Source organism: Pseudomonas sichuanensis (assembly GCF_003231305.1).
Lineage (GTDB): Bacteria > Pseudomonadota > Gammaproteobacteria > Pseudomonadales > Pseudomonadaceae > Aquipseudomonas > Aquipseudomonas sichuanensis.
On sequence record NZ_QKVM01000027.1, the window covers coordinates 30,062 to 44,159 of the forward strand.

Annotated in this window: 15 protein-coding genes; 5 read left to right on the forward strand and 10 right to left on the reverse strand. The window is 66.1% G+C overall.

All coding sequences use genetic code 11. The features are described from left to right. The 3 genes from DM373_RS15575 to DM373_RS15585 form a co-directional block, all read right to left on the reverse strand. The gene (locus DM373_RS15575; protein WP_110994424.1) at positions 1-612 is read right to left on the reverse strand and encodes a ferric reductase-like transmembrane domain-containing protein; all 612 of its coding nucleotides are present in this window, start codon (positions 610-612) and stop codon (positions 1-3) included. Positions 613-856: 244 nt separating this feature from the next. Next, positions 857-2,143, reverse strand: coding sequence for a sensor histidine kinase (locus DM373_RS15580; RefSeq protein ID WP_110994425.1), 1,287 nt, complete (start codon positions 2,141-2,143; stop codon positions 857-859). Further along, entirely contained in the window at positions 2,140-2,880 is a 741-nt protein-coding gene (locus DM373_RS15585; protein ID WP_110994426.1) for a response regulator, read from the reverse strand. The genes DM373_RS15580 and DM373_RS15585 overlap by 4 nt, the downstream gene beginning before the upstream one ends. A gap of 218 nt (positions 2,881-3,098) precedes the next feature. Here DM373_RS15585 and DM373_RS15590 point away from each other — a divergent pair, with 218 nt between their 5' ends. Beyond that, a complete protein-coding gene (locus DM373_RS15590; protein ID WP_110994427.1) occupies positions 3,099-3,374 on the forward strand; it encodes a DUF2790 domain-containing protein in 276 nt (91 codons plus the stop codon). A 28-nt stretch (positions 3,375-3,402) separates the two neighbouring features. Further along, the gene (locus DM373_RS15595; RefSeq protein WP_110994467.1) at positions 3,403-3,918 is read left to right on the forward strand and encodes a thioredoxin family protein; all 516 of its coding nucleotides are present in this window, start codon (positions 3,403-3,405) and stop codon (positions 3,916-3,918) included. 4 nt (positions 3,919-3,922) lie between these two features. Here DM373_RS15595 and DM373_RS15600 read toward each other — a convergent pair whose 3' ends face one another. Next, a complete protein-coding gene (locus tag DM373_RS15600; protein WP_110994428.1) occupies positions 3,923-4,933 on the reverse strand; it encodes a GlxA family transcriptional regulator in 1,011 nt (336 codons plus the stop codon). Positions 4,934-5,267: 334 nt separating this feature from the next. Between DM373_RS15600 and DM373_RS15605 the strand changes: the two genes are divergently transcribed. The 3 genes from DM373_RS15605 to DM373_RS15615 all read left to right on the forward strand — a co-directional run bounded on the left by DM373_RS15605 (position 5,268) and on the right by DM373_RS15615 (position 8,620). Beyond that, positions 5,268-5,681 (forward strand): RidA family protein, encoded by a 414-nt coding sequence (locus DM373_RS15605; RefSeq protein ID WP_110994429.1) that lies wholly within the window; start codon positions 5,268-5,270, stop codon positions 5,679-5,681. 210 nt (positions 5,682-5,891) lie between these two features. Continuing rightward, positions 5,892-6,392, forward strand: a complete 501-nt coding sequence (locus DM373_RS15610; protein ID WP_110994430.1) for a GNAT family N-acetyltransferase — start codon at positions 5,892-5,894, stop codon at positions 6,390-6,392. A 125-nt stretch (positions 6,393-6,517) separates the two neighbouring features. After that, positions 6,518-8,620 (forward strand): putative bifunctional diguanylate cyclase/phosphodiesterase, encoded by a 2,103-nt coding sequence (locus DM373_RS15615; protein WP_110994431.1) that lies wholly within the window; start codon positions 6,518-6,520, stop codon positions 8,618-8,620. Positions 8,621-8,650: 30 nt separating this feature from the next. Here the strand turns inward: DM373_RS15615 and DM373_RS15620 are convergent, their stop codons facing one another. The 6 genes from DM373_RS15620 to DM373_RS15650 form a co-directional block, all read right to left on the reverse strand. Further along, positions 8,651-9,442, reverse strand: a complete 792-nt coding sequence (locus DM373_RS15620) for an amino acid ABC transporter ATP-binding protein (RefSeq protein ID WP_110994432.1) — start codon at positions 9,440-9,442, stop codon at positions 8,651-8,653. Between the two features lie 24 nt (positions 9,443-9,466). Beyond that, on the reverse strand, positions 9,467-10,711 hold the full coding sequence (locus tag DM373_RS15625; protein WP_110994433.1) for an NAD(P)/FAD-dependent oxidoreductase: 1,245 nt from the start codon (positions 10,709-10,711) through the stop codon (positions 9,467-9,469). Between the two features lie 16 nt (positions 10,712-10,727). Next, a complete protein-coding gene (locus tag DM373_RS15630) occupies positions 10,728-11,438 on the reverse strand; it encodes an ABC transporter permease (protein ID WP_110994434.1) in 711 nt (236 codons plus the stop codon). Then, positions 11,435-12,154, reverse strand: a complete 720-nt coding sequence (locus tag DM373_RS15635) for an ABC transporter permease (protein WP_110994435.1) — start codon at positions 12,152-12,154, stop codon at positions 11,435-11,437. Before DM373_RS15635 ends, DM373_RS15630 begins: the two co-directional genes overlap by 4 nt. Before the next feature lie 153 nt (positions 12,155-12,307). After that, complete coding sequence (locus DM373_RS15645; protein ID WP_110994437.1) at positions 12,308-13,060, reverse strand: transporter substrate-binding domain-containing protein; 753 nt, start codon at positions 13,058-13,060, stop codon at positions 12,308-12,310. 26 nt (positions 13,061-13,086) lie between these two features. Further along, positions 13,087-13,962: a MurR/RpiR family transcriptional regulator gene (locus DM373_RS15650; RefSeq protein WP_110994438.1), complete on the reverse strand. Its 876-nt coding sequence runs from the start codon at positions 13,960-13,962 to the stop codon at positions 13,087-13,089. Between the last annotated feature and the right edge of the window lie 136 nt (positions 13,963-14,098).

Below are 14,098 nucleotides of genomic sequence, written 5' to 3' on the forward strand. Positions count from 1 at the left end.
TCAGTGGGACGTGGCCAGGCGGCGCAGTGGCAGGGCTGCCTTGGCGATGAGCTTGAGGGTGATGGCGGCGAACATCAGGGCGAATGCCAGCGGGTACCCGCCACCCAGGGGAATGCGTTTGTAGAAGGACAGGCAGAACACCGCCGCCAGCACCCAGGCCCCCGTGCTGTGCAGGCCCTTCCACAGGCGCGGGCCGAGCAGGCGAGCGGGGGTTTTGAACGAGGTGACGCACAGCAGCAGGATGAACAGGTAACCCAGCGAGCCCGGCAGGTTGGCCAGTGCCGTGCGCCCGGCCCAGAACAGTTCGGGGAAGCGTTGGGCATAGAGGTAGATGAGCGCCCCGTGCACCGTGTGTGAAAACGCGAAGGCCAGCCCCAGGTAGCGCCTTTCACGCATCAGCTGGCGGCTTGCCGCGCCGGGCAGCAGGGTGACCAGTGACGAGGCGAGGAAGGCCAGCAGGAACAGCGCGAACGAGCTGCGTGCGGTGGCGCGGATGGCACTGCGCAGGCCTTCGGCGCCCGCCGGGTAAGCGGCGAGCACGGCGGCGGTCATCAGCAGGGTCAGGGCGGCGAGGGCGGCAAACAGCTTCCAGCCGGAGGGCAAGGCTTTCATCGATGGGTTTCCCGGAGTGTGCGATGACGGCGGGGTGCCGTCGCGCTGTCGTGGCCGGGAGTGTGTGCGGGTGGGGTATCTGCAGTGTGTCGGCGGGGTGGGGGTTGTGTATCGGTTTGTAGATCAGCTTTGCCTTGGCGGCCTCATCGCCGGCAAGCCGGCTCCCACACCGACCGCATCAGCCCGCGCCATGCGCTAAGCCTGTGGGAGCTGGCTTGCCAGCGATGAGGCCAGCACAGGCAGTTCAGCGCAGCTCGATCTGTGCGCACAGCCCGCCTTCTGCGCGGTTGCGCAAGGTAAGGCTGCCGCCCATGGCCTGGGTCAGTTGATGGGCGATGGCCAGGCCCAGCCCGGTGCCGCCGGTACTGCGATTGCGCGACCCCTCGACCCGGTAGAACGGCTTGAGCACTTCATCGAGCTCCGCCTCAGGGATGCCCGGGCCGTCGTCGAGTACACGGATCAGCGTCACGCCGCTCTCGTGGCCGACTTCAAGCTGGGCGGCACCGGCAAACTTCAGGGCGTTGTCCACCAGGTTGACCAGCACCCGGCGCAAGGCGTGGGGCCGTGCCTGCAGAGTGGCCTGGGTGCTGCCACGGCGCTCGACCCGGGCACCGCTGTCCTGGTAGTCGAACACCAGGCTGTCGAGGAAGGCATCCAGGTTGACCTTGCACGGTGCTTCGGTGCCGCTGTCCATGCTGCGGGCGTAGGCCACGCCTTCGCGCACCAGATGCTCCATGGCATCGAGGTCGTGCCACAGCTTGTCCTTTTCCAGCCCGTCGTCCATCTGCTCGACCCGCAGTTTCATGCGGGTGATCGGCGTTTGCAGGTCGTGGGAGATCGCCGCGAGCAGTTGCATACGTTCCTTGAGGTAGGCCGCGATACGCGCCTGCAGGGCATTGAAGGCGACGGCGGCGTAGCGCACCTCGCGCGGGCCGCTTTCGTCCAGCTGCGGGCCGGGGTGGTTCGGGTCGAGGTTGTCCACCGCCTGCACCAGGCGGGTCAGCGGGCCGATGGCCAGGCGTACGGCCAGCCAGGTGCAGAGCAGCAGCACCAGCAGCTGGATCAGCAGCACCACCGGCAGCCAGGTGGCCACCGGCACCGACGCCGGGGTTACGTCGATGGTCAATGGCGCGCCGTCGGCCAGGCGCAGGTGGGCCTGGAAGTGCGCGTTGGGGCCGGGGATTTCCAGGAAGGTCAACTGGTAGCGATCACCGATGGCCTTGACGATCGACTCGGCGGCCATGGGCGCTTCGGCGCTGGGCATGGCCTCGCCGGGCAGCCCGCTGTCGAGGCGGTAGCGGTAGGTGCGCCGCTCCAGACGCGGCAGCCAGGCCGGGCGCTCGGCGGCAGGCAGGCGGTCGAGGATGGCCACCGACGTGGACACGTCCAGCTCCAGGTTGCTGAGCATCATCGAGCGGCTGCTGACGTAGCGTTCATACGCCTGCAGGCTGAACGACAGGCCGTAGGCCAGCACCAGCCCGGTGAAGAAGATCAGCGCCAGGCGCGAGGCGAGGGTGCGTGGCCATTTCATGCAGGCGACTCCAGCAACTGCACCGGCAGCGAGAACACATAACCTTCGCTGCGCACGGTCTTGATGCAGGTGGGCTCGCGGGCGTCGTCGCCCAGGCGCTGGCGCAGGCGGCTGACCAGCAGGTCGATGGAGCGATCGAAGATGTCGGCCTCGCGGCCTTGGGTGAGGTTGAGCAGTTGTTCGCGGCTGAGCACCCGTTGCGGGTGGTCGAGGAATACCCGCAACAGCCGGTATTCGGCGCCGGACAGCGCCACCAGCGTCCCTTCGGCGTCCAGCAGGTGACGCGAGGTGGTGTCCAGGCGCCAGGGACCGAAGGCGATCAGCCGGCTGCTTTCGCTGATGGTCAGGTTGGGCGGCAGCATGCGCGTGCGGCGCAGCACGGCGTTGATCCGCGCCAGCAACTCGCGGGCGGAGAAGGGCTTGGTCAGGTAGTCGTCGGCGCCCATTTCCAGGCCGATGATACGGTCGGTTTCATCGTTGCGCGCGGTCAGCATCAGCACCGGCGTGTTGCGGTGCTTGCCGGCGCGCAACTCGCGGCACAGCAACAGGCCGTCGTCCCCGGGCATCATGATGTCGAGGACGATCAGGTCGACGGCGTTGTTTTCCAGGAAGGCGCGCATCTGCCGGCCATCGGCGACGATGCTGGTACGCAGGCCGTTCTTCTTCAGGTAGTTGCCGACCAGTTCGCGGATCTCGCGGTCGTCGTCAACGACCAGGATGTGATCGACGTGTTCCATCGGGGGTGTCCTTGTCTTGGGTGTGGGCGCAGTGTACAGAGCGCGTTCGGCCTTGCCTGCGGTGGTTTGTATTGCAGTGTATCTGGCGCGGCTGCAGATACAGGCGCAGGCACTTCGGCGCCTGGGCGGACACAAGCGCGATACCTGGCGGCGCTGAAATGGCTCTCGACCGGGGAGCAACGCCTCCCCACCCAAGAAGCCGTACCAGGAGAGATGCCATGACCGTCAAGACTTTTACCAGCGCTGCCCTGTTCGCCATCCTTGGCCTGGGCGCCATCACCGCCCAGGCCAGCAGCACCTCGATGAACGACAGCAGCGTGATGCAGTATCGCTACGGGGAGCATCTGGACATCAAGAAAGTCCTGTCGGTAAAAGACGACCAGCGCACTGGCTGTGGCCTGGTCAACACCCGCATGGACTACCTCGACTCCCACGGCAAGCCGCAAAGCGTCGAGTACCGTACTTACGCCACCAGTAGCTGCCATGACAACTGATCCGCGCGGCAAAGGGACCGAACGTCGCCTGCTCAAGGCCGGCGGCGTGGCCCTGGCCCTTGTCGGGCTTGGGCTGGCCGGCCACCTGCTGGCAGGCGACAACTACGGCCCGATGCCGTCGCTGGCCGGCGCCGAGCTGTGGCTGAACTCACCGCCGCTGGAGGGGCAGCAGCTCAAGGGCAAGGTGGTGCTGGTGGATTTCTGGACCTACGACTGCATCAACTGCCGGCGCAGCCTGCCCCACGTCAACGACTGGGCGCGGCGCTATGCCGACCAGGGGCTGGTGGTGGTCGGGGTGCACACGCCGGAGTACGACTACGAGCACGATGTCGCCAGCCTGCGTGAGCAGGTCAACCGGTTGGGTATCGGCTATCCGGTGGCGGTGGACAACGGCTATCGGATCTGGAATGCCTGGGGTAACCAGTTCTGGCCAGCGCACTACTTTGTCGATCGCAAAGGGCAGGTGCGCCATGTGCATTTCGGCGAAGGCGACTACGACGGGCAGGAGCGGGTCATCAGGCAACTGCTCGATGAGCGGGGCTAGCGGGTTACTCGCCCAAACGCTGTTCGCGTGACGGCGGGTAGCCAAAGTACGCCGCATAGCACTTGCTGAAGTGCGACACCGAGACAAACCCGCAAGCCACCGCCACTTCCATCACCGAAAGGTCGGAATATTGCAGCAAGCGCCGGCTCTTGGTGATGCGCAGCTCCATGTAGTAGCGCCGTGGCGAGGTGCCGAGCTGGGCCTGGAACAGCCGGTCGATCTGCCGCCGCGAGCGCCCGGAGTAGGCGGCGAGCTGGTCGAGGCTGAGGGTTTCCTCGAGGTTGTTTTCCATCAGCTCGACGATGGTGCGCAGGTGCAGGCTCATGGACTTTTTCGCCCCAGGGCCGACCTGGCGATAGCGCGCCCCGGAAAACGACAGGATCTCTTCCACACCCTCGGCCAGGGCATCGCCGTACAGTCGGCGGACCAGGCCGAGCATCAGCTCCATGGCGCCGTTGGGGCTGGCGGCGCTGAGGCGGTCACGGTCGAGGGTGAAGCTGGCTGGGGTGATGCGGGTTTGCGGGCTGCATTCGCTGAGGCTGGCGCGCTGCTCGGGGTGGACACTGCAACCGTAGTCGTCGAGCACCCCGGCGCGGCCGAGGAACCAGGCACCGTTCCATAGCCCGCCCAGGGTCATGCCGTGGGCGGCGCAGTCGCCGAGCAGGCGGTCCAGGGTCGGGTATTTGAGCGGGGTACGCAGGCCGCCGCAGATCACCAGCAGGTCGAGGTCGTGCAGGTCGGTCGGTTCCAGCGGGCTGGCCACCAGCTCCAGGCCCAGGTCGCTGAGCACCCGGTCACCGCCGCCCAGCGACAGGGGGGTAAAGGCAAAACTGTCGGCCCGCAGCAGGTTGGCGGTGACCAGCACATCCATGGCCACGGTGAAGCTGGCCATGGAGAAATGTTCGAGCAGGACAAAGTCGACCCGGTAAGGCCGCTGGGCGCTGCCGTCGCTGGTCTTGAGCCGCAGCATGTTGCTGGTGCTGGTTTTCTTGCTGAACTGGCGTGGCGTGGGCACTGCGGACTCCGTTTCCTGGCTGGCGGCAGTGAGTGTGCGGGGTGTGGCGGGTAAAGACAACGGGGGCAGCGGGTGCCTGTCGTGGAATGGAGTGTGGGCGGCCAGGTGCATGTCTTGGAATGGTGTTTGGGCAGCCAGGTGTAAGGCGGCAGGTTTGCATCGCCCTCAAGATCGAGCGCCGCGCGGGCGGCGCTCGATCTCATAGGCGCTGCAAATCTTCCGCCGAACACCCAGCAGCCTTCACTGCGCCATAGACAGCGTCTCGCTTCTGCTTGACCTCAACCAAACCTGAGGTCTGATACTCGCCCGCTCTTCCCCTCGATGGAGCGTGCCCATGCCCCAACCAAGCGCTTTTACCCTGTCCAACCCCGAAGGCCTCTACGACCCCAGCGCCAACGCGTATTCCCATGTCGCCGAAGTCCGCGCCGGCAGTCGCCTGCTGTATGTGGCCGGGCAGGGCGGCGAGGGCCTGGATGGCGCGCTGTCGCCACAGTTCGACGCACAGGTGCGTCAGGCGCTGATCAACCTGAAGATCGCCCTGGCCTCCAAAGGTGCCAGCCTGCAGGACGTGTTCAAGCTCACCCTGCTGGTGGTGGACCACAGTGAAACCCGGCTGCAGCAGTGGGTGGCCGCAGCTGCCCGCGCCTGGGATGGCAACATGACCCCGACCTGCACCTTGATCCCGGTACCGCGGCTGGCGCTGGACGGCATGCTGGTGGAAATCGATGCGGTGGCGGCGGTGATCTAGGAGCGTTGTGCGATCTCTGTAGGAGCGGCCTTGTGTCGCGATAGGGCTGCGCAGCAGCCCCGGCTATTGTGTGACATACACAGATCCTGGGGCCGCTTCGCGCCCCTTTCGCGGCACAAGGCCGCTCCTACAGTGACCGTGCAAGGCCATCGATGCGCACTTGCCAGCTTGGCGCTAGAATCGCGCTTCCTCACTGCCCGAGCGCCCTTGATGCCCACCCCCATCGAACTGCTCCAGACCGGCCCCGACCAGGCCGACCTGGTACGCAACCTCTACCAGTTCTATGCCTACGATTCGTCCGATTGGGAGCAGGAGGATGTCGAGGTGGACGGGCGCTTCTACCTTCACGAGCCTCACTTCGAGCGCTACTGGCAGTCCCCCGACTGGGCCGCCCACCTGGTCCTGGTGGATGGTTTCATCGCCGGCTTCGTGCTGGTCGAGCGCAGCGAACTGCCGGGCATCGATGCACTGGAGCTGGCCGACCTGTTCATCCTCAAGCGCTATCGGCGCCAGGGCGTAGGCCGTGCCGTGGCCCTGCAGTTGCTGAGCGACGGCCGGGTCGACTGGCTGCTGCGTTGCTATGCCGGGGATGCCCCGGCCATGAGCTTCTGCCAGGCCGTGCTGGCCGACCTGCCGCGCCCGATACGCGAGATCGCATTGGACGACGAACCGCAGCTGCGCAATTTTCTGGTCACGCCGTACCGCCATTGAATGCGCGCGATTTTTTTGTGACGCACTTCACAAAAACCGTTCGTCTGGCGGCATAATGCCAGTAATTCGTATTTTCGGACTGGTCTGACGCGAAGTCCGGAAGCTTCCTTGCTCAGGTAAATCCCATGCCGCTAGCTGCAAGCCCAGACACCCTGTCCCGCCTGTTGATCCAGAGCGTGGTCGACTACGCCATCTACCTGCTGACCCCCGAGGGTGTCGTCGCCAGTTGGAATCCGGGGGCGCAGCGGGCCAAGGGCTACCACGCCGAGGAAATCGTTGGCCAGCATTTCTCGGTGTTCTACACCGACGCCGACCGCGATGCCGGCCTGCCGGCCTTGAGCCTGGCAACCGCCCTGGAAGCCGGGCGCTTCCAGGCAGACGGCCTGCGTCAGCGCAAGGACGGTTCGCACTTCTGGACCAGCGTGGTGATCGAGCCGATCCTCGATGAAGGCAGCGGCCAGCTGATCGGCTTTGCCAAGATCACCCGCGACATGTCCGAGCGCCGCCAGCAGGAGCTGGAACTGCTCAAGGCCAAGGAACTGGCCGAGCAATACAGCCAGGAGATGACCACCCTGTCGCAGTTCCTCGACTCGGTGATCGGCAATATCCCGGCCAGCGTCATCGTGCAGGACCTGGCCAGCGAGCAGATCCTGTTGGCCAACCCCCAGGCCGAGCGCCTGTTCGGCGGCCAGGGCGTCAGCCTGGTCGGTCAGTTGCCCGGGCAGGGCCTGGCCCCGGAGGCGGCGGATTATCTGGAGCAGCAACTGGCCCGCGGCGCGCGCAGCAGCAAGGGCTATGTCGCCGAAACCCGCGTCGACACCGCCAGCGGCCCGCGCACCCTGCGCAGCCGCGCCCTGCGCTGCGAAGGCCGTGCCGGGCAGGGCGACTACGTGCTGTACGTGGCCGAAGATGCCACCGAGGAACTGGCTGCCCACGCCCAGATTCACCACATGGCCCACCATGACGCACTGACCGGGCTGCCCAACCGCACGCTGTTCCATGAACGGCTCAAGCAGGCCCTGCTGCGCGGCGAGGACAGTGGCAAGCTGACCGCCACCCTGTGCCTGGACCTGGACAACTTCAAGAACATCAACGACACCCTCGGCCACGCCTTCGGCGACAAGTTGCTGCGCGCCCTCGGCAAGCGCCTGCGCCGCGAGTTGCGCGAGCACGACACCCTGGCGCGCCTGGGCGGTGACGAGTTTGCCGTGGTGCTGGTCGGCCTGGATAACCGCGAGGCCGCGCGCAACACCGCGCAGCGCCTGATCGATGCCATCAGCCCGCCGTTTCATATCGAGGGCCACCAGTTCAGCGTGGGGGTGAGCATCGGAGTGGCGATCGCGCCCGACGATCACGACAACGCCGAACAACTGCTCGGTTACGCCGACATGGCCCTGTACGAGGCCAAGCGCAACGGCCGCAACCGTTTCGAGAGCTTCCATGTCGAGCTGGACGTGGCTGCCCGCCAGCGCCGTCTGGTGGAGACCGACCTGCGCACGGCCCTGCACCTGGGCCAGCTGCAACTGCACTACCAGGCCGTGGTCGACCAGCAGAGCAACAGCGTCACCGGCTACGAGGCGCTGCTGCGCTGGGAGCACCCGGTGCGCGGCATGATCATGCCCATGGACTTCATTCCGATTGCCGAAGAGACCGGGTTGATCCATGAGCTCGGTGTTCGCGCGCTCAACCTGGCCTGCCAGGAAGCGGCCAGCTGGGGCACCGAGCAGACGGTGTCGGTCAACTTGTCGCCGGTGCAGTTCAAGAACGCCAACCTGGTCCACACCGTGGCCCTGGCCCTGGCCGACTCGGGGCTGCCGGCCACGCGCCTGGAGCTGGAAATCACCGAGTCGGTGCTGCTGGGCAACAGCGAGGAAAACGTGCGCACCCTGAGGGCACTGAAGGACCTGGGGGTGTCGATCTCCCTGGACGACTTCGGCACCGGCTACTCGTCGTTGGGTTACCTGCGCTCGTTCCCGTTCGACCGGATCAAGATCGACAAGTCGTTCGTTCACGACATGTGCGACAGCCGCGAGGCGATGTCGATCATCCGCGCCATCACCGAGCTGTCCAACAGCCTGATGATCAAGACCACGGCCGAAGGGGTGGAGTCGCAGGAGCAGATGCAGCGGCTGATGGCCGAGGGCTGCTCGCACTTCCAGGGCTACCTGTACGGCCGCCCGGCGCCGGCCAGCGAGCGCCTCAAACAGCTCACGCCGGCCGGCCAGTAAGCGGCGCGGGCAGGCCCCGCGCCAACCGGCTCAGTGCAGGATCTGCTTGAGGAACGCCTGCGCCCGGGCCGTGCGTGGCTGGCCGAAGAACTCCTCGGGCGGGCTGTCCTCGATGATCTGCCCGCCTTCCAGGAACAGCACGCGCTCGGCCACCTGGCGGGCGAAGCCCATTTCGTGGGTGACGCAGAGCATGGTCATGCCGGTGCCGGCCAGCTGCACCAGCACATCCAGCACCTCGGCGACCATCTCCGGGTCGAGCGCCGAGGTGGGTTCGTCGAACAGCATGATCCGCGGCTTCATACACAGTGCCCGGGCGATGGCCACGCGCTGTTGCTGGCCGCCGGAGAGCTGGCTGGGGTACTTGTGCGCCTGGTTCTCGATACCGACCTTGGCCAGGTACATGCGTGCCCGTTCCTCGGCGTCCTTGCGCGACAGGCCGCGCACGCTGGTGGGCGCCAGCAGGCAGTTGTCGAGCACGCTCATGTGCGGGAACAGGTTGAAGTGCTGGAACACCATGCCGATTTCGCTGCGTATCTGGGTGGCTTTGCGGTCGCTGCCGGCCACGTCGATGCCGGCCACCTGGATGCTGCCCTGCTGGGCGATCTCCAGGCGGTTGATGCAGCGGATCAGCGTCGATTTGCCCGAGCCCGACGGGCCGCACAGCACGATGCGCTCGCCTTCGCGCACCGACAGGTCGATATCGTGCAGCACGTGAAACGCGCCGTAGTGCTTGTTCAGGCCCTCGATGCGGATCAGCTCCGGGCGCAGGTCGGGCGTGGGTTGCGGGGTTGCAAGGCTGGCAAGACTGGAAGGTGCGGACATCGTTGTTGTTCTCCCGCTCAAGGTTCAGTCGAAGCGTGCGGCGCTGTAGGGCGCAGGGTCGGTGAAAGGGCGTTCGCCGGTCATCAGCTCGGCCAGCAGGCGGCCGCTGACCGGGCCCAGGGTGAGGCCATGGTGGGCGTGGCCGAAGTTGAACCACAGGCCCTGGTGCCGCGGTGCCGGGCCGATCACCGGGCGCATGTCCGGCAGGCACGGGCGGCGGCCCAGCCAGGGCTTGTCGTCCAGCCGTTCACCCAGGGCCGGGAACAATTTGCGCGCCAGGGCTTCGCAGCGGCGCAGCTGGATCTCGTTGCCGGGGGCGTCGCTGGCGGCGAACTCGATGCCGGTGGTCAGGCGCACGCCCCGGGCCATCGGCGCCAGTACGTAGCCGCCCTGGGTGTCGCAGACCGAGTGCTGCAATACGGCGCCGTCGCGGGTGCCGTAGTGCATGTGGTAGCCGCGCTTGATCCCCAGCGGGAAGTGATAACCCAGGCGCTCATAGAGTTCGCCCGACTGCGGGCCGAGGCAGGCCACGACTTCGTCGGCAGTGATCGCGCCGCGCTGGGTGTCGACCTGCCAGCCGCCCTCGGTGCGTTGCAGCGTGCGGGCGTCGCCGTGCAGGAACTGGCCGCCGCGCTGGACGAACAGTGCGGCATAGCCACGGGTGAGGCCGCCGGGGTTGCTCACGGTCTTCGGGTCGAGCCAGTGGATGCCGCCGACCACGCCGCCGTCGAGCCCCTGCTCGCGGGCTTGCAGTTGCCCACGGTCGAGGAATTCGTATTTCAGGCCATAGCGCGCCAGGCCCAGCACATCCTGCTTGGCCTGCTCGAACAGCGCGCTGTCGCGGTAGACCTCGATCCAGCCCTTGGCCTGCACCAGGCCTTGCAGGCCGGCGGCCTCGATCAGGGCGTCGTGTTCCTCGACGCAGCGTTGCACCAGCGGCAGCATGTCCGCCGCAGCTTCGGCCACGCGGCCCGGCGCCGATTGCTGCCAGTAGCGCAGCAGCCAGGGCGCGGCCTTGGGCAGGTGCAGCAGGTTGTAGCGCACGTCGGGCTGGCGATTGAGGCCGTAGCGCAGCAGCGCGCCGAACTGCCGGGGGAAGGCATAGGGGATCACGCTGGTGCGCTCGATCAGCCCCGCGTTGCCGTGGCTGGTGCCGCTGCCCGGCTCGTCGCGGTCGATGAGGATCACCTGGCGGCCGCGCGCCTGCAGGTGCAGCGCGGTGCTGACGCCGACGATACCGGCGCCCAGAACGATGGTTTGGCAATGCATGGAACGTATCCTTCAATCAGTTCAGGTGGCGGCCCAGGCGGGCCTCCAGGTGTTTCAGGGTGCGCCGGACGATCTCGACGATCAGCAGGTAGAGCACCGCCGCCCACAGGTAGATCTGGAAGTCGAAGCTGCGTGAGAAGGCCAGCTTGGTCACCCCCATCAGGTCGTAGATGGTCACCAGCGAGGCGATGGCACTGGCCTTGATCATCATGATCAGCTCGTTGCCCAGCGGGCCGATGGCCACCAGCAGCGATTGCGGCAGGATCACCTTGAAGAAGGTGGTCGAGCGCTTGAGGTTGAGCGCCTTGGCCGCCTCGTACTGCCCAGGCGCAATGGCCAGCAGGCTGGCGCGGAAGATCTCTGCCTGGTAGGCCGCCGTGTTCAGGGTGAAGGCGAGCAGGGCGCAGTACCATGCCTCGCGAAAGAACCACCACAGCCCGACGTCCTGCCAGAAGCCCTTGAGCGAGCCCAGCCCGTAGTACAGCAGGAACAGCTGGGCCAGCAGTGGCGAGCCGCGGAAGAAGTACACGTAGCCGGCGGCCAGGCGTTGCAGCACGAGGTTGCGCGACATCCGCGCCAGGGCCAGCAGCATGCCCAGCAGCGCGCCGAGGGTGAACGAGATGGCCACCAGCTTGGCGGTGACCAGCAGGCCGTCGACGAAGCGAGGGCCGTAGCGCTCCAGCAGGTCCGGGTCGAGTACGTAGGCCAGCAGTTGTTCGAGGCTCATGTGCGGGCTCCTTGCAGGTGGCGGTTGCTGCGCTTTTCAAGCAAGGCGAAGACCCGGCCCGAGACCGCCGAGAACAGCAGGTAGACCAGGCAGGCCACGCCATAGAAGAACATTGGCTCCTTGGTCACGCTGACCGCCAGGTTGGTCTGGCGCATCAGGTCGATCAGCGAGATGGTCGACACCAGCGAGGTGTCCTTGAGCAGGCTCAGCCAGTTGTTCGAAAGCCCCGGCAGGGCGATGCGCGCAAGCTGCGGCAGCACCACCTTGAAGAACCCGGTGCGCTTGCTCAGGCCCAGGGCCGAGCAGGCCTCCAGCTGGCCCTTGGGCAGGGTCTTGAAGGCCATCAGCCAGATTTCGCTGGAAAACGCGGCGAACACCAGGCTGAAGGCGACCATGGCGGCGAGGAAGGTGTTGATCAGCACCTCGCCCGGGTAGCCCAGGGCGGCGAGGATCTTCTGCGCGGCGATCTGGCAGCCGTAGTAGATGATCAGCAGGGTGAGCAGTTCGGGCAGGCCGCGGAACACCGTGGAGAAGGTGGTGGCCCAGGCCCGTGGCAGGCGTTTGCGCGAACGTGCGGCCAGGGCTACGAGCAGCCCCAGCGGCAGGCCGACGGGCAGGCAGGCGAGGGCCAGCGACACGGTCACCAGGGCGCCGGCCAGCAGCGCCTGGCCCCAGCCGCCGCTGGCGAAGGACAGTAGAGACAGTTGATCGAGCATGGATTAGCCCTCGGGGTCGGCGGGTCTGGGGGCGCTTTGCGCCCCTTTCGCGGCACAAGGCCGCTCCTACAGGTGACTGCGTGGCTCTGTAGGAGCGGCCTTGCGCCGCGAAAGGGCTGCATAGCAGCCCCAGGGATCTGTCAGGCCGCCGCGTCAGTTATAGATATCGAAGGCAAAGTACTTGCTGGCGATCTTCTGGTACGTGCCATTGGCCACGATCGCCGCCAGGGCCGCATTCAACCGTGTGCGCAGCGCCTCGTCGTCCTTGCGCACGGCAATTGCCGCATCGGCCTTGGTGTCCTTGACGTCGCCGAGGATCTTGCAGCAGTCCTTGCCGCTCTTGTTCAGCCACTCGTGCAGCGGGAACTTGTCTGCGATCACTCCGTCCAGGCGCCCGGCGGCAAGGTCGGCGTTGGCTTCGTCCATGGTCGGGTACAGCTTCACGTCGGCGCCGGCCTTGCCGTACACGTCTTCGGCGTAGATCGCCTGGGTGGAGGAGGACTGGGCGCCGACGGTGTAGCCGACGAAGTCGGTCTGCGCGTCGGTGATCTTGCTGTCCTTGGCCACGGCCACGGTCAGCGGGGTGCGGTAGTAGTGGTCGGTGAAGGCGATCTTCTTGCGCCGTTCTTCGGTGTCGATCATCGACGCCACCACGGCGTCATACTTGCGTGCCATCAGGGCGGGGATGATGCCTTCCCAGTCCTGCGCCACCAGGGTGCACTCGACCTTCATCTGCTCGCACAGGGCATGGGTGATGTCGATATCGAAGCCATGCAGCTTGTTATCGGCATCGACATAGTTGAAGGGCGGGTAGGCGCCTTCGGTGGCAAAACGCAGGGTTTCGGCACTGGCGGCACCCGCCAGCAGCAGGGCGCACGCACCCACCACAGCCATGGATCTTTTCATCTCGCACCTCTGTACCAACACTCTTGCTATTGTTGTTTGCCCGCCGGCCACGAGGTGTAGCCGACGAACTCGTTATGTAGAGCGGCAGTTGCTTCCAAGCGTTTTTCAACATCCGGCCCGAGCTTCTTGCAGACCTCGTTGACCATCAGGTGCACCCACGACAGCATTGCCGCCGTGGAGTCCCAGAACAGATTGAATTCGGTGGGGATGCGGAACACCTCGTCGGCGTTGGCATCGGCCCAGTCACAGAAGGTGTCGGTGACCAGCGTCACCGGGATGCCCAGGGCGCGGGCCTTCTGGCACAGCTGCAGGGCGTGGCGCGAGTAGCGGCGGGCCTCGAACACCACCAGGGTGAGGTCCTCGGGCTTGCCCAGCAGCACCTCGCCGAAGTGCCCGGCGCTGCCATCCACGCAGTGCACGCCATTGCGCAGGTACTGCAGCAGGTGAGTCATGCACAGGGCGATGCCGCGCTCGGTCTGGAAACCGGCGATGAACACCTGGGGTTTGTCGGCCAGGCGGCGGGCCACCTGGCGCCAGGCCTCGCTGCGGCTGTATTCGTGCACACGTACCAGGGCGGCCATTTCCAGCTCCAGGCTGCCGGCGTGTTCGCGGTCGTCTTCGGGTTGCTGGCGAAACTCCTGCAGGCGATCGCCGACCAGCCAGGGGCCATCACCGAGGTCGTTCTGCAAGTCCTGCTTGAGCGCCTTGAGGTGGGCGTAGCCCAGTGCGCGGCAGAAGCGGCCGACACTCGATTCGCTGACGTCCAGCTTGGCGGCGATGCTCGCCGACGTCTGGAACGGCAGCTCGTGCAGGTTGGCGAGCATGTAGCTGGCGATCTTGCGGCCAGAGGCGGCAGCGCTGTCGAGGCTGCTTTCCAGGCGTTGCTTGATCGATTGGCTCATGACGCGCTCCGGCTGATTTCTGGCGTGGGGAAGAAAATGGCTGTTTTCTGTCATCAAGTCAATATTTGACAGATAGCTGTCATTCACGGGAAAGTCAGGGCGTTGCGCTGTAGCCATTCCAATACCAAGAAAGGAG

Coding starts and splice junctions, on each gene's coding strand:
- DM373_RS15575 (WP_110994424.1), bottom strand. CDS start 612: ATGAAAGCCTTGCCCTCCGGCTGGAAGCTGTTTGCCGCCCTCGCCGCC.
- DM373_RS15580 (WP_110994425.1), bottom strand. CDS start 2,143: ATGAAATGGCCACGCACCCTCGCCTCGCGCCTGGCGCTGATCTTCTTC.
- DM373_RS15585 (WP_110994426.1), bottom strand. CDS start 2,880: ATGGAACACGTCGATCACATCCTGGTCGTTGACGACGACCGCGAGATC.
- DM373_RS15590 (WP_110994427.1), top strand. CDS start 3,099: ATGACCGTCAAGACTTTTACCAGCGCTGCCCTGTTCGCCATCCTTGGC.
- DM373_RS15605 (WP_110994429.1), top strand. CDS start 5,268: ATGCCCCAACCAAGCGCTTTTACCCTGTCCAACCCCGAAGGCCTCTAC.
- DM373_RS15610 (WP_110994430.1), top strand. CDS start 5,892: ATGCCCACCCCCATCGAACTGCTCCAGACCGGCCCCGACCAGGCCGAC.
- DM373_RS15615 (WP_110994431.1), top strand. CDS start 6,518: ATGCCGCTAGCTGCAAGCCCAGACACCCTGTCCCGCCTGTTGATCCAG.
- DM373_RS15620 (WP_110994432.1), bottom strand. CDS start 9,442: ATGTCCGCACCTTCCAGTCTTGCCAGCCTTGCAACCCCGCAACCCACG.
- DM373_RS15625 (WP_110994433.1), bottom strand. CDS start 10,711: ATGCATTGCCAAACCATCGTTCTGGGCGCCGGTATCGTCGGCGTCAGC.
- DM373_RS15630 (WP_110994434.1), bottom strand. CDS start 11,438: ATGAGCCTCGAACAACTGCTGGCCTACGTACTCGACCCGGACCTGCTG.
- DM373_RS15635 (WP_110994435.1), bottom strand. CDS start 12,154: ATGCTCGATCAACTGTCTCTACTGTCCTTCGCCAGCGGCGGCTGGGGC.
- DM373_RS15645 (WP_110994437.1), bottom strand. CDS start 13,060: ATGAAAAGATCCATGGCTGTGGTGGGTGCGTGCGCCCTGCTGCTGGCG.
- DM373_RS15650 (WP_110994438.1), bottom strand. CDS start 13,962: ATGAGCCAATCGATCAAGCAACGCCTGGAAAGCAGCCTCGACAGCGCT.